Annotated in this window: 12 protein-coding genes; 2 read left to right on the forward strand and 10 right to left on the reverse strand. The window is 58.2% G+C overall.

All coding sequences use genetic code 11. From position 1 onward, the window contains the following. Nucleotides 1–79: 79 nt before the first annotated feature. On the reverse strand, nucleotides 80–2,533 hold the full coding sequence (locus AABO57_14605) for an ABC transporter permease (protein MEK6286967.1): 2,454 nt from the start codon (nucleotides 2,531–2,533) through the stop codon (nucleotides 80–82). 498 nt (nucleotides 2,534–3,031) lie between these two features. On the opposite strand from AABO57_14605, the gene AABO57_14610 reads away from it, so the two are divergent. Continuing rightward, nucleotides 3,032–4,102, forward strand: a complete 1,071-nt coding sequence (locus AABO57_14610) for a helix-turn-helix transcriptional regulator (protein ID MEK6286968.1) — start codon at nucleotides 3,032–3,034, stop codon at nucleotides 4,100–4,102. On the opposite strand, the gene AABO57_14615 is transcribed toward AABO57_14610, so the two are convergent. The 3 genes from AABO57_14615 to AABO57_14625 all read right to left on the reverse strand — a co-directional run bounded on the left by AABO57_14615 (nucleotide 4,059) and on the right by AABO57_14625 (nucleotide 6,747). Continuing rightward, nucleotides 4,059–4,952 carry a hypothetical protein gene (locus tag AABO57_14615; protein MEK6286969.1) on the reverse strand — a complete coding sequence of 298 codons (894 nt, stop codon included), beginning with the start codon at nucleotides 4,950–4,952 and terminating at the stop codon, nucleotides 4,059–4,061. The two genes, AABO57_14610 and AABO57_14615, sit on opposite strands and share 44 nt — an antisense overlap. Further along, a complete protein-coding gene (locus tag AABO57_14620; GenBank protein ID MEK6286970.1) occupies nucleotides 4,937–5,293 on the reverse strand; it encodes a DUF433 domain-containing protein in 357 nt (118 codons plus the stop codon). Before AABO57_14620 ends, AABO57_14615 begins: the two co-directional genes overlap by 16 nt. Before the next feature lie 152 nt (nucleotides 5,294–5,445). Then, complete coding sequence (locus AABO57_14625) at nucleotides 5,446–6,747, reverse strand: PQQ-binding-like beta-propeller repeat protein (GenBank protein MEK6286971.1); 1,302 nt, start codon at nucleotides 6,745–6,747, stop codon at nucleotides 5,446–5,448. Nucleotides 6,748–7,242: 495 nt separating this feature from the next. On the opposite strand from AABO57_14625, the gene AABO57_14630 reads away from it, so the two are divergent. Then, the gene (locus AABO57_14630; GenBank protein MEK6286972.1) at nucleotides 7,243–7,623 is read left to right on the forward strand and encodes a hypothetical protein; all 381 of its coding nucleotides are present in this window, start codon (nucleotides 7,243–7,245) and stop codon (nucleotides 7,621–7,623) included. A 63-nt stretch (nucleotides 7,624–7,686) separates the two neighbouring features. Here the strand turns inward: AABO57_14630 and AABO57_14635 are convergent, their stop codons facing one another. From AABO57_14635 to AABO57_14660, 6 genes are all read right to left on the reverse strand, one after another. Further along, nucleotides 7,687–10,926 carry a PDZ domain-containing protein gene (locus tag AABO57_14635; protein MEK6286973.1) on the reverse strand — a complete coding sequence of 1,080 codons (3,240 nt, stop codon included), beginning with the start codon at nucleotides 10,924–10,926 and terminating at the stop codon, nucleotides 7,687–7,689. A 130-nt stretch (nucleotides 10,927–11,056) separates the two neighbouring features. After that, entirely contained in the window at nucleotides 11,057–11,878 is an 822-nt protein-coding gene (locus AABO57_14640; protein MEK6286974.1) for an AraC family transcriptional regulator, read from the reverse strand. Nucleotides 11,879–12,263: 385 nt separating this feature from the next. Then, entirely contained in the window at nucleotides 12,264–14,738 is a 2,475-nt protein-coding gene (locus AABO57_14645; protein MEK6286975.1) for an ABC transporter permease, read from the reverse strand. Then, entirely contained in the window at nucleotides 14,738–17,152 is a 2,415-nt protein-coding gene (locus AABO57_14650; GenBank protein ID MEK6286976.1) for an ABC transporter permease, read from the reverse strand. The genes AABO57_14645 and AABO57_14650 overlap by 1 nt, the downstream gene beginning before the upstream one ends. A 623-nt stretch (nucleotides 17,153–17,775) precedes the next feature. Continuing rightward, entirely contained in the window at nucleotides 17,776–18,282 is a 507-nt protein-coding gene (locus AABO57_14655; GenBank protein ID MEK6286977.1) for an SET domain-containing protein-lysine N-methyltransferase, read from the reverse strand. A gap of 238 nt (nucleotides 18,283–18,520) precedes the next feature. Beyond that, a complete protein-coding gene (locus AABO57_14660; protein ID MEK6286978.1) occupies nucleotides 18,521–20,944 on the reverse strand; it encodes an ABC transporter permease in 2,424 nt (807 codons plus the stop codon). Nucleotides 20,945–21,354: the final 410 nt, after the last annotated feature.

Genomic DNA, 21,354 nt, shown 5'->3' on the forward strand with positions numbered 1-21,354 from the left:
ACTCTGAACCCTGAACTCTGAACCCTGAACCCTGAACCCTGAACCCTGAACCCTGAACTCTGAACCCTGAACCCCCTGCCTATTCGTAACGAAGCGCGACCATCGGATCGACCTTCGCTGCCCGACGCGCCGGTACGAAGCAAGCCAATAGACCGACGGCGGTCAAACCGACCCCAACCAGCGTGAAGGTGAGCGGATCAGTCGCGCTCACTTCAAACAACAGGCTCGCCATAACGCGAGTCAACATATATGCGCCGGTCAAACCTACTGCCAGGCCGACCGCGGTCATCCTCAATCCTTCTCCCACCACCATCGCCAGCACGTTTCGTGTTGTAGCTCCAAGCGCCACGCGCACGCCAATCTCCTGGGTTCGCTGGGTGACTGAATAAGCCATCACGCCGTAAATCCCAATCGCCGCCAGCAACAACGCGATAGCTGAAAACGTCCCCAGCAACAGGGAAAGAAAACGCGGTCTCACCAGCGAAGCCCCGACGACCTCGCCCATGGTTTGCAGTTGATAAATCGGCACGCTCGGATCCAGATCGCTGACGGCCGAACGGATGCCCGACGCAACTGCCCCCGCCGAAGAGCCTTCGGTTTTCACCACGAAGCTCATGCGGGTGCCGATTCCGAACGCGACCGTTTGAGGCAACAAGAAGTAGAGCTCGGTTCCCGCCGGCTTATCCACGCCCAGGTTCTTTGTGTCTTCGACTATGCCGACTACCGTGAACCAAACCGCCGGAGTGTTGAACGCCGGGTTCACGCGGCGGCCTATTGGGCTGCCTTGCCAAAACCGCCGCGCCATCGCTTGATTGATCACCATGACCTTCTGCGCGCTGTCGTTGCGGTCGGACGCCTCGAAGGTGCGGCCTTCGAGCGTTCGGATGCCCATCGTCTTGAAGTAGTCCTCGTTCACCGTGTTCCAGTAATCGACGTTCTCGGCCGGCCCATCAGGCGTCCCTTGATAATCCTCGATGTCGGTGTCGTTCGCGTTTATCGGCCGCAACGGCGGCAGACCCGTCACCAGAGAAGCCGACTTGACTCCGGGCAGCCCGGCCAACTTTTCCTCTAGCTGGTTGGCAAAACGCATTCGATCCGGACTTTGGTATCGCGAAGCCGGCAGTTGAAGACTGAACGCTGTAACGCTACGCGGCTCAAATCCGACCTCCACCTGCTGAAGCTTCCAGAACGCGCGAATCATAAGGCCGGACCCGACGACCGGAATCACCGCAAGAGCGATCTCTACGACAACCAGAGTCTTTCTTAGGCGGTGACTGCCCCCACCACCCGACGTTCTTTGTCCCGACCCGCGCAGCGTTGTTGCCAGGTCCCGATCGCGCATCTGGAGCAGCGGCGCCATCGCAAAAACTATTATCGAGAGAATCGAGACGCCGAGCGTGAACGCCAGCACCGTCAAGTCGATTCCGATTTCAGCGGTGCGCGGTATGCTGTCAGGCGCGGCGGCCATTATCAGGCCCAGCCCGACTTTGGCGAGGACTATCCCGGCTATTGCCCCGAGCACGACGAGGATCATCCCCTCGGCAAGAAACTGTCTGAGCAATCTGTTTCGGCCGGCTCCAAGCGCGAGACGTATCGAGAACTCACGGCGTCTTGCTTCAGCGCGCGCCAACAAAAGATTCGCGACGTTCACACAAGCGATCAACAGGACAAAAGCCACGGCGCCCAGCAGCATAAGCACCGCCGGGCGCGCCGCGCCCACCACGTCTTCGTGAAGCGGCACCATCAGGATCGGGTGGCCATCGGGACCGGGCAGGTGCTGAGCCCGATTCTGACTCTTCCAACCAGCCATCAGCGAGTCGATCTCGGAGCGCGCCTGTTCTACCCTAACGTCCGGTTTGAGTCTGCCGATGACGTAGAGGAAATGCCCGCCTCGATTGCCGGGATTGGCCGGATCGAACTGAAGAGGCAGCCACACCTCAGCTGGATCGTTGCTGCCGGGAGGAAAAACGAATCCGGGCGGCATAACGCCGGCCACTGTTGTTGGCTGAGAGTTGATTTGAATTTCTTTTCCTACGATGTCGTCCTGGCCACCGAAGGCGCGGCGCCACAATCCGTCGGAGATGAGCGCGGTAAGTGGTCCGCCGTTGCGGTCTTCTTCGGGCGTGAAGTTGCGACCCTTCGTCGGTTGCACTCCCAACGCATCTATCAAACCGCGAGTTACTAGCGCGGCGGTGACTCTGATGGGCTCCTCGGAAGTGGCGATGTTCCTTCCGGCGGTAGTCCACGCGCCGATGCTGTCCCACGATTGCCCTTCGTTCTGAATGTCTAAGAACTCCGGCGCGGACATCCAGAACTTTCTCAGGTTCATGGTCGGGAATTCGGTATAGATTCGCACGAGCTTGCCAGGCTCGTTAAAAGGCAGCGGGCGCAGGAGGACGGCGTTGACGACGCTGAAGATCGCGGTGTTGGCGCCGATGCCAAGAGCCAGAGTGACGACAGCGACTGCGGCGAACCCCGGTTTGTGAATCAGCATTCGCAGTCCGTATCGTAAGTCCTGCACTAGAGTTTGCATCGTTCCTCCCGAAGGGCAGACACGAAATCCCCACGGACCTAATGATCGTAATGCGCTACAGGCGGGCACACGAGCGCACTTTTGCCTAATTACCTGAGGGTACTAACCAACTGGCGTGCCAACGTGGTCGCGGTGGACCTCACGTCTCCGGTTACGCATCAAGAGTAGACAGGGCTGGTCGAGCACGTGAGTAAGTACAGGGTTGATAGAGGTTGTGCAGGATCTTGGCAACCGGATCGCGGCAAGAGTGAGGCAGCGTCGCCCAATGTCCGAAATTGGGAGTTCGCAATTCGAAATGCTGACTGTCCGTCTACAGGAATAGCTTTCCCAGAATCGCGCAGAGTGCTCCACCAATGGTCGCGCCCTGATCGTCGCGTTGAGTCACGCGAAAAGTTTGAGGGCAGACTGCCCTTCTGCGTAGGTTCGCCCAAATTTCCTTAGCGACAGAAGCAACATTTGGCGGTTGACTAATTTGTCACCTGCTGTAGAATCGCACGTATGGTGTTGGGGCCGAGACTCAGGCAAATCAGGATCGAAAGCGGGCTGAGCATAAAGGCGCTCGCGCGCAAGGTCAAAGTAAACCACGCGTATCTCTCGCGTATCGAATCCGGGCAGGTTCAACCGTCTGAGCAGGTGCTGCGCAAGATATCAAAGGCGTTAAAGCACGACGAAGCAGAGCTAATGATTCTTGCCGATCGTATTCCTCCCAAATGGAGATCAGCAATTAGGAAAACGCCAAAGGAAGCTGCTCTATTGATTCGAGAATCTATTGGAGAGTATGGCGGATCGGAAGACGGGAACGGCGCTTTGGGACTAGCCAAACTGGCGACTGCACGCGGCAAATCGAAACGGAAATCGCCGGCCGGAGTCTCCACCAATGAGCTTGTTTTTAGCGCACACAGCGGAACGAATGATGGTTTGTTTCCTCAAATACTTTCGTTGTACGTGATCCCCGGAAGCGTTGTCGCGGATGTGACCTACGGCAAAGGGGTCTTCTGGAAAAACATTCCAGAAGGACTGTACCAGTTGAAAGCCAGCGACCTCACTCAGGGAATAGACTGCCGATCGTTGCCTTATGAAGGTGAGACGATTGACTGCTTAGTTTTGGATCCGCCATATATGCACACCCCTGGTGGGACGGCACATGTGGGCCATCAGAACTACGAAGGCTACTATCGGAACAACACTGCCGAGAATGGGTCCGGCAAGAAGTATCACGAGGCGGTTCTGGATCTCTACTTCAAAGCGGCGGATGAGGCAGGTCGGGTTCTGCGGGAAGAAGGGATTTTTATCGTCAAGTGCGCCGATGAGGTTTGTGCAAATCAACAGCGGTTGACCCACGTGGAGCTGATCAACGAATTTAGGAAGAAAAGTTTCATTGTGGAAGACCTTTTTGTTCTAATGCGGAGCAACCGGCCTGGGGTGAGCAGGATTTTGAAGCAAGTACACGCCAGAAAGAATCACTCCTACTTCCTGGTTTTCCGTAAATCAAATGGAAAGAGCCGCTGGACAGGACCGAAAAAAGCTAACGCCCGGCAGCCAAGTCTGTTACCTCATCAAAAAACTTAGCAAAGGGCACGACCGCCATCGGTGGATCGCCGGTCGCTAATGCTTCGTATTTCTTAGGCACGTCGAAATAATAGAAACGGTGCATCACGGCGATAAATCGATAGTAAAGATTCCATTGCTTCGGCACACAAATCTCCACGACTTCTTTTGAGGTGTGGTCCAGCTTTGTTTCTGCAAGGCACACCAATATACCTTTGAACTTACCAAAACCATGGACGCCGTCGAGAACCCGTTGATGAGCAAACACCTGTATAACTCGCTCTCGGGTTGAGGTCTTTACAGGGACGTGGAACTTGGGTTTAGCCGGTCCGAGATCGTAAATGAAGTCTGTGGGAAGTGTTCTCTTCTCATCTTCGAGTTGGAGGACTTCGACCTGAGTGCGGGGATTGACCCTGAAGGCCCGAGCGAAAAAATGGCCAATCAGACATTCAAAGAAAGTGGCCGGTGTCTTTTGGTCTCCAGTTTTGAGAAGATCAGCCGCGCAGCAATAGGATATGGCAATCGTGTAAAGGAATCGCGTTCGTTCCTGCAATTGAATTGTATCTAGCGTTCCTTGGAGTAGATTGTCTAGTTGACGTTTCGCGGAATCTGCGTCAAATAGGCTTTCGTTGACTGCCCGAGATAGCTTGGGCTTCCTCCCGGCTTTGGCAAAGGAGAAATAGGTCTTTTCGGGCACCTTCGAAATAAGTCGGACGCGTTGACACGAAGAAAGAAAATCAAGAGCCGCAGAGGTAAAGTGCGCGATCATCTCTGCGACTTCGGGCGATTTTGCATCCTTGGCCGTTTGCTTCTTGAGCGTCTTGTAACGAGTAGACAGTGCTTCGAGAATTGGATTCACACGAGGAGCCATAGGCTCGTAATATAACATTGAATAAGCAAGCTAGACATTCTCTTTCGCTGTCCTTCGTTACTTCCGAGCCTGTCCAGAACCCGTCGCCCTTTCGCGCTTCTGCGCCTTTCAATCTTGGTGGTGAGCGCCTCGCTGGCGAGATTGATTGCCTCTCCGATTGCCTCCCGGCTGATGCTGTTTCGATAGGCCGAGACAATCCAGTTCCAGTCTTTGCCTTGACCCGCGTAGTAGAGGACGTCTTTGACGAGGACGCGCGTGCCCTTAAAGGTCAGGTCTCCTCCGCAGATCTCCGGATCGGAAACTATGTAGTCGCCGAACTCCTTCCGTCTCCTGGCTGCCATGATGTTTCTCCCGATTTACTAAGAACCTCGATGAGTCTACCATCGGGCGAGCGAGCCAAACAACGATTCAGATTGCAAACGTATGCGCGGTGTTTGTCACCAGGAATGCTTTCCCAGAATCGTGCGGCGCCCATCCCGGTTGGCAGCGATGTTCAATTCCTGATGCAGTAGAGCGCCTCCTGACTCCGAAGATAAAGGCTGCCTCCGGCGATCGCCGGCGTCGCAATGAACATCTGGTCCGTCAGTGTGTTTACCGCGAGCACCTCATACTTCTCGCCCATTTTGACGACCACCACGTCACCCTCTTCGGTAGCGAGATATAGCTTGCCGTTTGCGCCCACCGGAGAGGCTTTGAAGTTGTAAGACCTGGGCAAGCGCTGCTGTTGGTAGTGCGCCTTGCCGGTGCGTGCATCCAGGCAGCTCAGCATGCCGCTGTCACTAACAAAGTAGAGCTTGCCGTCGTGCAGCACGGGCGAGCCAGTATAGGAATTGCCGCGATTGTTAGTCCAAAGAACCGCGTCCGTCCCGGTAAGGTCGCCCTCTTGACCAAGCCGGATCGCGAGCAAGTTCGGTTCGCGATGTCCGCTCATCACGTAGACGACCCCGGCGTTGATCACCGGCGCCGGGATCACGTTGCTGCCTAGACCGGCGCATTCCCAAATAAGCTTGCCCGTCGCAGGATCATACGAACGCACCTTGGCCGAGGCGCTGACCACCATCTGCTTGCGTCCGTTGTGTGTGACGATCAGCGGCGGTGACCAGGAGCTGCCTTCGTCACGCGGTACCCGCCAGACTTCCTTCCCGGTTTGCTTGTCGAGCGCCAGCAAGTAAGAGCCCTGCTCCTGATCGAACTTCAGATAGAGTAAATTGCCGTCAAGGACCGCGGCTACGCCTTCGCCGAATCCGAGCCGCATGCGCATAGGCTGAAACGCCTTCTCCCAGACGAGCTTGCCGTTGAGGTCATAGCAGTAGATACCGCGCGATCCGAAGAAGGCATACAAGTGCTTGCCGTCGGTCACGGGAGTGTTGGACGCGAAGCTCCCGTATTGGTGATGGTAGCCTTCGTGTGTCGTCGCGACCTTGGCGACGCGCTCCCACAGGACTTTGCCGTTTCGGCGATCGAGGCACATCACGATAAACTTATGCTCGCGCCCGGCGTTAGCGCCGCCTCCGGGACCGCGCCCCTGACGTCGCGGCTGCGGAGTCGCGGCTGCTGTCGCGCCGTCAGTGGGCACGGCAGTCGTGAGAAAAATCTTGTCGCCCCAGATGACTGGCGAAGAATTGCCCCGTCCGGGAATGGCCACGCGCCAGGCAATGTTCTTCGAGTCGCTCCACTCGTGGGGCGCGTCGCCGCGGGCCATTCCGTCGTTGTTGAGCCCGCGCCACTGGGGCCAATCATCTTGCGCCGTGAACAGCGCGAAGCCTAACAACAAAGCCACATGGATCACGTTCACTTTCGGGTTACCTCCCTATGTTTGACCGACCAATAGTTTTTCCCTGCGCTAGTGCGATAGCGTATGCGACTACTCTGCTTTTTATGAGCCTTGCAGAGGCCAGATTATATCCTCAGATCACCTGACCGGGTCAAAGCGGTTTGTTGAAAGGGTGCGCGTCAGGTTTTCGTGCATACCCAACGCGCCAGAGATTGTGTAAGACTCCGGAAATACCCCCAACTTCAGTTGGGGGATGTTTCAGTTCCGCCTACGACGGGGACAATGGCGCGTCCCCCGCTTTCGCTTAACCTTTCATCCATCTCGCGGGCGAGATGGATGAAAGACCAGAGACAGGCCGGAACTTCGACGTAGGTTGAACCTAACCATCCCCCAACTGAAGTTGCGGGTATTTCGCTTTTCACACATTCCATCGAAGTTTCGTTCTCTCGCGTTCTGATTTCGCGAATCGCAATGCTATAATGCGCGTGAGATCCTGGGCTCGCACAAAGGAGCCTCATGAGCACAACGTTGAATCCTGAAATCGCGGCCCTCCGGGAAGAGGTTGCAGGGTACGGCAAGGAACTCGCCGAAATGCGCGGTACTGTCAATCAACTCAATAAGATCGTTAGCGCCTCCGTTCGTCAGTCCATCTGGCAACTGATTGCGCTGCTGGTTAGTCTCTGTGTGACGATCGCCGGCGGATTGGCTTACCAAGGCAGCGTGATGGACAAGCGATTCGAGCAGATCGAAAAGCGCATCGAGCAATCCGACAAGAATATGACCGCGCGCTTCGAGGACCTCGGAAAGAATGTGACCGCGCGGATCGAGCAATCCGAGAAGAACATCACCGCGCGTTTTGAAGATCTCAAACAGGAAGTTCGCGCCCAGCGCAAATGACCTTCACGCAAGAGGCCGCGCATGGCCATTCCAAAACAACGCAGTCACCGGGTATCGTGAAGATCACTTGTGCACTGGATACTTCGGCTTGATCGGCCGCACGGCAGCATTCTTCTTGATCTCCTCAAGCCCGACCTGAATCGCTTTCTCGAGCTGAGGGTCGCGCCCAGCCAACGCGTCTTTGGGAATGATCTCGACTTCGTAGTCCGGAATCACGCCGACGTTCTCGATTCCCCACGATGTGCCGTCAGGATTGTAAGCCGCGCGATTGGGCAGTTGAATGTTTCCGCCGTCAATGAATCTGGGCGTGTAGGCGTAAGGCCCGATTCCGCCCCCGCCGGTTCGCGTGCCCACTATCGGACCGACCTTCGCGAGCTTGTACATGAAAGCGAAAGTCTCCGCCGCCGAGAAGTTCTCCTGATTGACGATCAGCACCTTTGCCGCCGGTCCGGGATTCACCGGCGTTGCGATGTCATCGCCTTCGCGGAACGTGTAGTAGTAAATCGGCCGCCGCTGGAGCCATTCGATCAAATAATCAGGGGTGATGCCGCCGCCGTTGAAGCGCTGGTCTATGATCAGGCCGGGGCGATCGCTGTAGCCCACAAGCCCGCGAATGACATCCATAGTCCCCGAGCCGTAGTCGCCGACAAAGATATAGCCGAGCTTCCCTGCCGATGCTTCTTCGACTCGGCGGCGATTCGCTTCCGCCCAATTGGCGCCTCGCAGGTTGCCTTCATTAGGGATCGGAAACACGGTTAGCGTTCGCGCGCCGTCTTGAGTCGGGTTCGAGCCGACCGTGATCTTAACGGCTTGATTTGCCTTGCCGTCAAAGTACGAATAAATGCTCTTCGACGCGTCAATGTCTTGCCCGTCAACCGCGAGCAAGTACTCTCCCTCGCGCACGCTGACTCCCGGCGCGTCCAGAGGCGCCTGCACGGAGCCGGAAGGGCTGTTGTATTTGGTCGCACGATAGATGCGTTTGAAGCGATAGCGATTGCCGGCGATTTCGTAGTCGGCGCCCAGCAGTCCGATGCGCACGGGCGGCCCCGCCGGTTGAGGCAAGTCGCCGCCCCCGATACCAAGATGGCTCACGGAGACATGGCCGAGCATTCGATTCATCAGCGCGTTCAAATCCGCTCGACGGGTGACGCTTGGCAAGTACTCGGCGTAATGAGCTTCGAGCTCGGTGAGATTCAATCCGTGATGATTCTGGTCGTAGAACCAGTCTCGCATTATGCGCCAGGCTTCGCGGTAAATTTGCTTCCACTCGGCTCGCGGGTCGACCGTAACTTCCATCTTCTTGAGATCGAGCTTTCCTTCCTCAGGTTTAGGCGCAGCGTCGGCGGAGACCAGGAACCAACTGCCTGCCTTTACGAAGAGCAATCGACTTCCGTCGCGCGAAATCTCGAAACCGCCGACGCCTTCGATGAGCTTTTCGAGCCGAGCAGGCTGCGCGAGATCAAATTTGTAAAGCACCTGCGAAGGATTGCCGCCAAGCCCAGGCGAGGCAGGCCATTCGTTGATTTGGACGATTAGCACGCCGGGTTTGCCCGGCGCAAGCGACGAGTAATCACGGGCAGGCGCCGGCAGATCGACTACGCGGCGACCGATGTCTTCGAAGTCGATTCGCACCGTCGAGACCGGCTCGCCCGCTTTCGCTTCCGGGTTGGATTGGGTGTTTGGAAGAACCGGAGACGGCGCATCGTTCTGCAAGACCACTGCGTGCAATCGACGCACGACAAGCGGCCGCGCCAAAATGCCGTTCAGTACGCCCCAGCCGAATTGGCTCGTCCCCGCATTCGGGCTCGATGCGAAATATAGGTACTTGCCATTCGCATCGAAGCAAGGAATCTCAGTGTGCATGCGGCCATCGGTGATCTGGCGGACGCGCCTGGCTCCCACATCGTAGATGAAAACTGTTCGCACGCGATTGCGGAGATGCTTCGAGTAGGTGAGCCAGCGGCTGTCAGGCGACCACGCAGGATACCACTCCTCTTGATACGAATAGGATGAAGTGTCTACCTTCGAGACCGAACCGTTCTCCGTGTCCGCGCACCAGAGCGTAAGGCGCTTGTCGGTGAAAGCAATCTTCTTTGAATCAGGCGACCAGGTAGGCTCGCGATAGAACGTCGGCTTCGGTTCGATCGAAATCTTTTTCACCGGCCCTTCGCCTTCCGCGGGCCGGACGTGCAGTTGATACTCGCCCGATTCATCCGAAAAATACGCAATCGATTTGCCGTCCGGCGAAAGCGCCGGGAATCGCTCGGCGACGGCGGAAGATTTGGTGATGTTTCGCGCATCGCCGGTTGACGGATCCAGGATGAAGACTTCGCCGCGTGCGCCGAAAACGACTCGATCTCCGGTCGCGCTGGGTATCACCCATTCAATCGCTCGCGTTGGATTGACCGCGCGCGGCTTCAACTCCGCGGTGTCGGGATTCACTCGCACGTCAACGACTCGCGTTTGACCGGTAGCAGTGTCGTGAAGATGAATGCGGCCATCGCGCACGAAGACGACGGCGCCGGCGCCAGCGCCGATCCATCGAACGCCGTACTTCTCAAAGTTGGTGAGTTGGCTGCTCTGCTTCGATGAAAGATCGTAAGACACGAGGTTGTAGATTCCCGTGCGGTCTGAAAGGAAGTAAATTCTGTTGGCGGCCCAGGCCGGGAAATCGTCGTTGTAGTTACCCTGCGGCAGTTTTTCAATCTCGCCGTTGAGCGGATTGGCGAGCCAGACTTGCCCCTTGCTGCCGCCGCGATAAAAACGCCAGTCGCCGATCGCCGACGTCGGCGCGTAAGCGATGCGCTTGCCGTCGGGCGAGAATGAGCCGTTGACCGCTTCAGGCAAGAGCGGCAACTCAGTCTGCAACACGCCGCCGAGTCGAATCGTGTACAGGCGCGGGCCTCCGCTGAGGTTCGACATAAACAGAATGCTGGTTCCGTCGGGCGTCCAGCCGTTTGCGTAATCGTTGCGCGGCTGAAAAGTGATCTGACGCGCCTCGCCGCCGGCAGCCGGCATGACGTACAGGTCCCAGTTGCCGCCGATCTGTCTCGAAAAGGCGAGTTGTGAGCCGTCGGGCGAGAATACCGGAAAGCTCTCTTCGCCCGGATGCGTGGTGAGCCGCCGAGTTTCACCGCCGCTTCGTTCTACCGACCACAGGTCTCCGGCGTAGGAGAACACGATGTGAGTTTGGTTGACTGTCAACCGTCCGAACATCGCCGGCGCCGGCGATTGACCCATCGCCATCAACGATCCTGTCATCATCAGTAGGATTGCAATTGGGAGCTTCGTCGCGAACTTCATTGTTAAATTCCCTCCTCGTTCCGTTCCGCGTCGCGCGCCGTTCACGGCGCTGTTTGTCACAGTTCACCATCTGAACTGTAGACCAGACCGGCTGACAATGTCTTGGATTTCCAAAGCCACTTGGATGAGATTAACCCGCGCGGCAAATCGCGCGGTAGGCTGTAGGCGTCATTCCGGTGAACCGCCGGAACATATTGGAGAAGTGGCTCTGATCGTAGAAGCCGGCGGCAAGCGCGACTTCGCTGAGAGGAGCGTCTGTTTCGGCAATCTCGCGGCATGCGAATTCGACGCGCACTCGCCGGATGAAATCGCCTATCGTGCATCGGAAGTGCCTGCGAAACTCGCGAGCTAGATGGACCGGATGAACGCCGGCGCTTGCGGCCAATTCGGCCAGGGGCGGCGTCTCGCAAATTCGAGAAGCAAGCTTTTGCCTCACCTCGTCGAGCCACGCCGGGACTCCTCCGTCAGACTGCTTCGTAGAGCAACGCGCGAGTTCGGCCATCATCTCGAGCGTCAGACCTTCAATCGCAAGTCCCGACCATGAATCGCGACTGCGAAACTCGTTGTGCAAGCGGAGCGCAAGCGAAGCCAGCGGACCTCCATCGGACTGGGCGGGCTCGTCTGGAAGCTGCACGTACTGGCCAACGCGCTTACACCATTCTCCGGTGATCTCGATCCGAAAGATCCGCACGCGTGAGTTGTGAAAAGTAACCGAGTGGCACTCTTCAGGAGGATGAAACACCGTGGTCAGTGCCTTGCACTCGCGAGTCTTCGTCCCAACTCTTTCGGTGTAGCCGCCGCTCAGAACGATCCCCAGATACGCTTGCTGGTGAGCGTGCGAAGACATTCTGAGATTTGCCGGATATGTAGATTCGGAGAGCCTCAACCCGGCTTGCTGCAAGGCGTCGGAGCGAACGCCATAAAACTGGGAAGCCTCAGCCCTCGACGGCATAACGTGTTGCTCCTCGTACTGTGAACTGTCTTGCGATAAATAAGGTTGCCTCTGCATTCGCTGCTCTGAAAGCGACCCTGCCGGTGACCACTACTAGCAGGCGAACGTTGAGGACGATGTTGACAGCTATTAGAACGCGAGCGGGAACGCCGTTGTTCCGCACTTCGTGTGACGAGATGAGAGTTCAGGGTTCAGGGTTCAGGGTTCAGGGTTCAGGGTTTTTGGTTTCTAGTTTCGGGTTTCTGGTTTCTGGTTTCTAGTTTCGGGTTTCGGCCCTCAAGGTCACGCCGCCCGGAAATGAACGCTGAACCCAACTCTGAACCAGAAACCACAAACCAGGAACCAGGAACCCCGAACCCTGAACCCGAAACCACAAACCAGAAACCTATTCGTGGCGTAGCGCAACCATCGGGTCAACTCTCGTCGCCCTTCGAGCCGGAATGTAGCACGCCACAAGCGACACAACTGAAAGCAACGCTGCCAGAACCGCAAAGCTTACCGGATCAGTGGGCGCCACACTGAACAGCAACCCTTTGAGCAACCGCGTGAGCGCGAACGCACCAACCAACCCCATCGACACTCCCGCCAACGTCAGTCGCATGCCGTGCTTCAGCACCCATCCCATGATGTCACGAGTATTCGCTCCAAGCGCCAATCGAATTCCAATCTCGCGGGTTCTCTGGTTTACCGAATAGGCCATCACTCCATAAATGCCGACGCCTGCCAGCAGCAGCGCGACGACGCCGAACGCGGTTACCAACTGCATCGCGAACCGGCGTTGGGCGAGAGACGCTGCGACGACGTCTTCCATGGTTCGCTCGCCGAACACCGGCAGATCCGGATCGACCGCCTGCACCTGTTGCCGAAGCGCTTGCGTGAGGCTTGCCGGATTCACGCTTGTTTTCAGATAGACCGCCATCGAGTAGCCCAGGTTCTGAAGTACCGCCACATAGACGTGAGGCTGTTCCGGCGCATCAAACCCGTCAGTCTTGATATCGCCGACGACCCCGATGACAGAAATCCACGGACCCTTCGAGTCTCTTCTGCCAAACTTGATATGCTTGCCGATAGGATTCTCGTCCGGCCAGAAACGCTTGACCGTCGCCTGATCCACCAGCGCAACTCTCGGCGACTCGCTTTCGTCGCGGTCTGAGAAGAATCGCCCTTCAACGAGGGGCGTTCCAAGAACCGAAAAGTAGTCCGGGCTAACGGCAGAGGTCTGCACCAGCGGAAGAACCGCCTCGTCGGGTTGATCTTCGATCACAAAGGGGGCGTTGTTATGCGGGCCAATCAACGGAACTCCATTACCGCCTCCGACCGCCGCGTATTGCACTCCCGGTAGCGCCGAAGCGCGACGCAGCACCTCTTTGATAAACTGAGCGCGCTTTGCGGGCGGGCGATACGGATCCATCTCGGGGTTGTTTGGCACCGGCAGCCAGATGCGAGCCAACAACACGTTCTGTGGATTGAAGCCTCCATTCACTTCCAGCAATTGCCAGAAGCTCCGCAGTAACAATCCGGCTCCGATCATCAGCACCAGCGACAGCGCGAACTCGGTGACCACCAGCGCCCCGCGAAGCCGATTGCTGCGCGTGCCGGTTCCCGAGCCCAACGTGCCCTCCTTCAACCCCGCTAGAACGTCCGGCCGCGATGCCTGCAATGCCGGAACCAGCCCGAAGAGGACGCCCGTCAGCACCGAGACCGTGAACGTAAACAAAAGCACGCTGCCGTTGAGGCCTACCTCGTGGAGGCGCGGTATCGTGGCGGGTACCAGGCGCAGCAATAGATCAGTCACCCAGCTAACCATCAACAGCGCGACTGCTCCGCCCAGCAGCGCGAGCACCAGGCTTTCGTTGAGAAGCTGCAAGATCAGACGCCGGCGGTTTGCTCCGAGCGCGAGCCGAATAGCCATCTCGCGCTGTCGAGCCAGCGAGCGTGCCAGCATCAGGTTGGCGAGATTAACACAGGCGATCAACAACACGACTCCGACCGCGCCGAGCAACACCAGCAGCGTAGGTCGCACCTCGCCGACGAGATTCTCGCGGGCGGGCAGCAACCGAACGGTCCAACCCGAATCGGCGGGATAGTCGTTGGGAAACTCGTTCGTCAGTTGCCCGACGAAGGCGTCAAGTTGCGCCTGCGCCTGCTGCACAGTGAGGCCCGGCTTCAGTCGCGCTATTGCTCCGGGGAGCATTCGCACGCTGCGTCTGGGAGGGCCGAAGGGATTGGCGGAAAAGCCTGCCGTCCCCCACATATCGACTGCATCGCGGAGCGTTCGCCCGGGATGGCGAAAGCTGGGCGGCATCACTCCGACGATCGTGTAAAGGTCGCTGTCAGCCCGGACCTTTCTCCCCAACACGTTTGGGTCGGCGCCAAACAAGCGCCGCCACAGACCGTCGCTGATAACGACACCCTCGGCAAAACCTTGAGCCTTATCCTCGGGGCCCAGGATGCGGCCGAGTTGCGCGGTCGCGCCTAGTAAAGAAAAGTAGTTGGGACTGACCGCGAGCAGCTCGATGCGCTCGGGTCTGTCGGAGCCGGTCAGATTGGCATCGACCGGCCAGACTGCGGAGATTTCTTCGAACACGCCGGAGCGCTCCTGCAGATCCTGAAGCTCAGGGACCGACATCCCTATATTGGTCACCTGCCGCCCGGTCAAATCATCGGAGACCAGCACGAGCTGTTCGGCGTTCGGGAATGGAAGCGGGCGCAGCAATACAGCATTGACCACGCTGAAGATCGCCGTGTTCGCGCCGATGCCCAGCGCCAGCGTTGCGATTGCGACTGCCGTGAACGCAGGCTGTTTCCAGAGCATTCGAATCGCAAAAACAGAATCACGAATTGCAAAGTTGGTCATCATTACTCGTACCTCAATGCGCCGATCGGATCCACTCTCGTCGCCCGGCGCGCGGGGATGTAGCAAGCCAGCGTCGCCACCCCTCCCAGCAGCAGCGATATGACCGCAAAGGTTGTTGGATCCGTCGCGCCCACCTCGTAGAGCAAACTAGACATCAAGCGAGTAACTGCGAAGGCCGCCGCCAAACCTATCGCTACGCCGCTCATCGCCAGCATCAACCCTTGCCCGACCACCAGCCGCATCACGTCACGCCGCTGCGCTCCCAATGCCATGCGGATGCCGATCTCGTGGGTGCGCTGCGTCACGTAGTAAGACATCACGCCGTAGATGCCAACCGCCGCCAGGATCAACGCCACCGCCGCGAAGATTCCAAGCAGCAACGCGCGGAACCGCGGCTGGGCGACCGAATCGGAGACCACCGATTCCATTGTTCTGACGTTGTAGAGCGGCAGGTCTTTGTCGAGCGTCTGCACTTCACTCTTGATCGCCGACGCGAGTGTTGCCGGATCGCCCGCCGCGCGCACTACCAGATTCATGCCCCCGACAGGATTCTGCGCGTGAGCAACATACATCTCGCGCCATGGTTGGACCGACAGACCGGAGTGACGAATCGCGCCCACCACGCCGACGATCTCGCCTGTCCACGGCTGGCCCGCGTCAATCGTCAAGCGTTTTCCGAGCGGCTGTTCATCGGGAAAAATCTGGCGCGCGAAGGTCTCACTAATGACGATCACGTTGGGCGAACCCTTCACATCACGGTCGGTAAAGTAGCGGCCTTCAATGAGCGGAATGCCCAGCGCGCTGAAGTAATCGGGACTGGCGATGCGCGAATTGGCCCCCAGCCGCTCGCCTGGCGCTGCCGGTGGCCGCCCTTCAACGCTGAACGAGGTATCGCTGTTCTGCCCGCTCATCGGAAGTTGCGAAACCGCTCCCGCGTGCTGCACTCCCGCCAGGACGGCGACTCGAGGCAAGAGCTGTGAGAAGAAGGCGGCTCGTTGTGGCGCTTCCGCATACCTGGTTTGAGTCAGGCCGATCTGCATCGTCAGCACGTTGACCGGTTGAAACCCGGGCTCAATCTGAGACAGCCGCAAGAAACTTTTTAGCATCAACCCCGCGCCGATCAGCAGCACCAGCGCCAACGCGATTTCGGAAACGACGAGTGCGCCGCGCACCCGGCGGCCACGCAGTCCGGTCGAGCCGCGGCTGCCTTCCTTCAATATTTCGGCGAGGCCCGACGGCGAAGCCTGCAGCGCGGGAACCAGGCCAAAGAGGATGCCGGTAACGCAAGAGACAAGGAGAGTGAAGCCGAACACGGGCCCGTCAATGGTGACTTCCCGCAAGCGCGGAATGTTGGACGGGCCAAGCTTGATGAGTAGCTCAACGCCCCACCATGCGATCATAAACCCGAGCAGGCCGCCGCACAGCGCGAGCCCAACGCTTTCGGTCAACATCTGCCGAACCAGCCGCCAGCGGCTCGCGCCAAGGGCCGACCGGATCGCAATCTCTTTCTGCCTGGTTGCCGCGCGAGCCAGCAGCAGGTTCGCGACGTTCGCGCACGCAATCAGCAGCACGAAAGCTACCGCGGCGGTCAGGAGCACCAGCGTCAGGCGCATATCACCGACGATCTGCTCGGGCAGCAAGACGAGTCGCGCGCCATAGTCGGTGTTGGAGTCAGGATACTGCTGTTCCAGGCGGACGGTAATGGCGTTGATCTCCGCTTGCGCCTGCTCGCGGCTCACTCCAGGTTTGAGGCGGGCAATCGGGCGCAGGAAATGGAAGCGGCGCACCGACGTTGGCGGAATACCGAAAGTGATCGGCGTCCACAACTCGACATCATCACGTGGAAACTGAAACCCTGACGGCATGATCCCCACCACCGTGAAGCTGCCGCCGTTGAGTGAAATGGTCTTACCCACCAGGTCAGGATCGCCGCCGAACCGCCGCTGCCATAGACCATAACCCATCACCGCAACTTTGCCGCGTCCGTCCTGTTCTTCCTCGCTCACAAAAGCGCGGCCATGGATGGGCGCTACGCCAACCGTCTCGAAAAACTCCGCGGAGACGCGCACGCCGTTGACGCGCTCCGGTTCACCCGAGCCTGCCAGATTGAAGGGAGCGTTCTGAAACGCCGTGATGCGCTCGAAGACTTGATTCTGTTCGCGGAAGTCGAGGAAGTCCGGCGGCGAGACGCTGCCTCGCCCATTGCCTGGCTGCTGGATGCTATCGCCCCAAATCCAGACCAGGCGGTCAGGATCCTTGAGCGGCAGCGGGCGCAACAGCACGGCGTTGACCACGCTGAAGACCGCCGTGTTCGCGCCGATGCCCAAAGCGAGCGCAAGCACCGCGACCGCAGTGAAGCCGGGACGCTTGAGCAACATCCGAAAGCCATAACGCAAATCTTGCAACAGGTTTTCCAAGACTCACCTCCATAGCGGCTGGGACTCGTCAGTCCGGAGCCAGGCCAGAAAAACTGGTGTCGTTACGGAATGGTTCCTGCCTTAAGCCAATCTGCGTGCCAGAAAGTGCAGGCGAAGAAGTTGTCGTATTGCGACGTTTAGTGGACTGAGTTCACCGCGAGCGGCGCGGTTGTGTTCACCTTTGTAACGGGATTTTCCCAGAAACGAGAATGCTAGGCGATTCCGAGCGCGGTCTGAGTCGGACATTTGAGACAATCCCAACGGGATTGCATCTCGCAGCCCAAGGTTGTCGTACTCGGCTACCTTGGGACACGATATCGCGACTACCTCAACCCCGACGGGGTTGTGGCTGGAACGATTCGAATGATGAACCACCAAAAGTGACGGCGTAAGGTAACGGCTACCGTGGGCCGCAACCCCGTCGGGGTTGCCACCAACCACCGACTCCGCGTTGGCGCGGCACAATCACCCAGGGTAGCCGAGTACGGCAACCCTGGGTTGAGAGATGCAACCCCCTTGGGGTTGGGATCCCGGCCCGAGCCGGTGTGGGTATAACGCACTCTTGGGAGAGAATCTGAAGAATGTGGGTCGATGAGAGCGGGACTCTCTATCGCTCTCCTTCGTCACGAACTCCTTCCGATCTTTTCCATCAAGTACCAGGACATGTAGCCCGCATACTTCTCCTGCAAATCCTTTCTTCGCCAATCCTGACCGGTGATCACTTTGCGGCAGGTCTCAGCGCCGCACTTACATTCCATCTCGTAAGTGTCATCGTCGGTCGTCGCCCAATCGTGAGTCAGCTCTTCACCGGCTTGTATGTCGCGCAAGGCGACAAAAACAATCTGCCCTTGAACGCCAATGTTCGGCTCGCATGAGTGATTGCTGAAGATCATGCTGCCTTCTCTTTCGGCCTCAGTCAGAGGACCTATGAAGAAGTCTTCAGCGATTTGAATCTCGGCAGGGCCAAGCGTCTTGGTCACCTCTTGAAGAGTGCGGCGGTTGAAGATGGAGCCGCCCTTGATACAAACGATTTCTCCTTTTTCGATTGGCTCTGCCGCGAAGAGCCCTCTTCCTTGAATAGAGCTTTCTTTCACGACTGCTTTTGGAGAAATGTAAGACAAGTTGGGCATACGGCGCTCGCGCGGTTCAGGGTTCAGGGTTCCGGGTTCAGAGTTCAGAGTTCAGGGTTCAGAGTTCAGGGTTCACAGTTCAGGGTTCCTGTGGATAAAGGTTCCTAACCCTGAACCACGAACCCGGAACCCTGAACTCGGAACCCCTGAACCGGTCCCTAACCCGGAACCCTGAACTCGGAACCCTGAACCGGTCCCTAACCCTGAACCACGAACCCTGAACCCTGAACCTCAATCCCTATTCATACCTCAACGCTACCATCGGATCAACTTTAGCCGCTCGCCGCGCGGGTATGAAACAAGCGCCCAGAGCCACTCCTGTCAGAAGCACCGAAACTGCCGCAAAAGTTATCGGATCGGTCGCGGTAACCCCAAACAGGAGGCTCGACATCAACCGTGTCATCGCCACTGCCGCGACGAGCCCGACTCCAACACCGATCGCGGCAAGTACAATTCCCTGCCCTACGACCAGCTTCATCACGTCTTGTCGCTGCGCGCCCAGCGCCATTCGAAGCCCGATCTCACGCGTGCGCTGCGTCACCGCATAAGACATCACGCCGTAGATTCCAACCGTCGCCAGGATCAAAGCCACCACCGCGAACACGCCGAACAGCGCGGTGTACAGTCGCGGCTGCCAGACTGATCTCGCTACGACCTCGGCCATTGGCATTACGCGAATCAAAGGCAGATCGGGATCGAGTTCCTTCACTTGAGCACGCACCGCGGCGATCAGGGTCTCCGGCCGGCCCGAGGTCCTGATAGCTAGACTGGAGCCGCCGACCGGCATCTGAGCAAAAGACAAGTAGACAGATTCTCGCGTTGATGCGTCCAGCCGTTGGTGCTTCACTTCGCCGACGACGCCGACGATCGTATGCCAGGGCTCGTTGTCCTCGGGCGGTCCAAAGCGGATTCGCTTGCCAATCGGATCTTCGCCGGGCCAGTACTCGCGCGCGAGCCGCTCGTCGACGATCGTGACCTTCGGTGCTTCGCGGGCATCCCGCTCGTCGAAGTCTCTTCCCTTCAAGATCGTGATTCCCATCGCGCTAAAATAGCTTGAGCTGATCACGCAGTGGTTGATGGCCGGCGCTTCGCCAACCGGCAACAGCGGACGCCCTTCGACGGTCAGGCTTCGACCCCAGTTGTTGCCGCCGAGAGGCAAACCCGTAGTTGTTCCCGCGCTCTGAACACCTGGAACCGCTCTCACGCGGTCGAGCAACTGACTGAAAAATGCGAGACGCTTTTCCGGCCCGCGATACTTGGCGCCCGGCAACGCGATGTACATCGAGAGCACGCCTTCGGGCTTAAAGCCGGCGTTCACACTCTGCAAGCTTACGAAGCTGCGCATCATCAACCCCGCGCCGACCAACAACACCAGCGAGAGCGCAATCTCGGCGACTACAAGCACGCTTCGCAGACGATGACGTCGCCCGCCCGCCCCGCTTCGGCCGCCTTCTTTGAGTGTCTCATGCAAGTCGGGATTCGACGCTTCGAGCGCCGGAACCGTGCCGAACACAAAGCCCGTCAGCAGCGAGCACGCGGCGGTAAAGCCAAGCACTCGACCGTCGAGGTCGAACTTCATCCAGAACGGAATGTCTATCGGAATCGCCGCGAGCAACAGTTCCATACCCCACAGCGCCAGCATCAACCCGAGCGCTCCGCTTATCAGACCGAGCAGCAAACTCTCGGTGAGCAGTTGTCGAAAGATTCGTCTGCGATTCGCTCCGAGCGCCGCTCGAATCGCGATCTCTTTCTGTCGAGCCGTCGCTCGAGCGAGCAACAGGTTCGCGACATTCACACAAGCGATCAGCAACACGAACGCGACTACTCCCAGCAGAATCAAAAGCGCTTTCTTGTAGTCACCGACCAACCCCGCGCGCAAACTCGTGAGGCTCACGCTGAGGTCTTCGTTAGTGATGGGATTCTGCTGCTCGATGTTCGACGCGATGGTGATCATCTCGGCTTGCGCTTGCTCGATAGAGACTCCGGGCTTCAAGCGCGCGATCGCCAGCAAGCCGTGATCGTTGCGAGTCCAGATCTTGGTGTTGAGCGCCAGCGGGCCCCACGCTTCCGCGACCTCAGGAAACTGAAAGCCTTTCGGCATAACTCCGATCACCGTGCGCGAGCGATTATTGAGCAACACGGTCTGACCGACGACATTCGGATCGGACCCGAAGCGCCGCTGCCACAGAGCGTGACTCAGGATGACTACCTGATCGTGATCGGGCTGATCTTCATCGGCGGTGAAGGTGCGGCCGAGGATGGGAGCTACACCTAAGACTTCGAAGAGCCCTTGAGTGACGAACGCGGCTTTTAGTAGTTCGGGCTCGCCGCCGCCGCCCCCGCCTGCAATGATGAACCCGTCTGCCTGGTAGCAGGCGATGTCTTCGAAGGAGTGGTTCTGCTCGCGCCAATCGACAAAGTTCGGGAACGAGACGTTCATCGAAGGGCTTCCTCGCTTGAAGGCGGTCTCGTCGACCAGCACCAGCCGCTCGGGTTCTTGATAAGGAAGCGGCCTGAGCATTATTCCGTTCACAAAGCTGAATATGGTGCTGATCGCCCCGATGCCGAGCGCCAGCGAAAGCACGGCGACTGAGGTTAAGCCAGGACTCTTCCTGAGCATGCGTGCGCCGTACCTGGTGTCTTGTAGAAGATCACGAATCATAGCTTCCTCATTCCTCTCTTATTCGCAATTCGAGATGCGAAATTCGGAATCCGAAATCGCCTCCGGCCCTTAGCCTTTGCCCTGCTCCCTTTGCCCTGCTCCCTTTGCCCTGCGCCCTTGGCTCTTCGCCCTGCGTACCAATCGTCGTGCCACGTCGGGGCTGCTCGCAGGGTGTTGAAGAGCTGAGGCTTAGTCTCCGCTCTAGTGTCCGGCCCTCTGTCTCTTGGTCGCTTTCGGGACTTAAAATTCCCACTACTGCGAACACGCGTGTGGACCTGTCACGTTCCAAGCTCTGAGTGCTCACTGTCGTCCTTCCAGATTCCCGCTCGTTGATTACATCGGCACTCCGACGTAAGATTCTGGGCGGGCCGACAGGTTCGGCTCCGGGGCTGACGCTGGAAATGTTGGGG

It is taken from the genome of Acidobacteriota bacterium (assembly GCA_038040445.1).
GTDB lineage: Bacteria > Acidobacteriota > Blastocatellia > UBA7656 > UBA7656 > Onstottus_A > Onstottus_A frigus.

Coding starts and splice junctions, on each gene's coding strand:
- AABO57_14605 (MEK6286967.1), bottom strand. CDS start 2,533: ATGCAAACTCTAGTGCAGGACTTACGATACGGACTGCGAATGCTGATT.
- AABO57_14610 (MEK6286968.1), top strand. CDS start 3,032: ATGGTGTTGGGGCCGAGACTCAGGCAAATCAGGATCGAAAGCGGGCTG.
- AABO57_14615 (MEK6286969.1), bottom strand. CDS start 4,952: ATGGCTCCTCGTGTGAATCCAATTCTCGAAGCACTGTCTACTCGTTAC.
- AABO57_14620 (MEK6286970.1), bottom strand. CDS start 5,293: ATGGCAGCCAGGAGACGGAAGGAGTTCGGCGACTACATAGTTTCCGAT.
- AABO57_14630 (MEK6286972.1), top strand. CDS start 7,243: ATGAGCACAACGTTGAATCCTGAAATCGCGGCCCTCCGGGAAGAGGTT.
- AABO57_14635 (MEK6286973.1), bottom strand. CDS start 10,926: ATGAAGTTCGCGACGAAGCTCCCAATTGCAATCCTACTGATGATGACA.
- AABO57_14640 (MEK6286974.1), bottom strand. CDS start 11,878: ATGCCGTCGAGGGCTGAGGCTTCCCAGTTTTATGGCGTTCGCTCCGAC.
- AABO57_14645 (MEK6286975.1), bottom strand. CDS start 14,738: ATGATGACCAACTTTGCAATTCGTGATTCTGTTTTTGCGATTCGAATG.
- AABO57_14655 (MEK6286977.1), bottom strand. CDS start 18,282: ATGCCCAACTTGTCTTACATTTCTCCAAAAGCAGTCGTGAAAGAAAGC.
- AABO57_14660 (MEK6286978.1), bottom strand. CDS start 20,944: ATGATTCGTGATCTTCTACAAGACACCAGGTACGGCGCACGCATGCTC.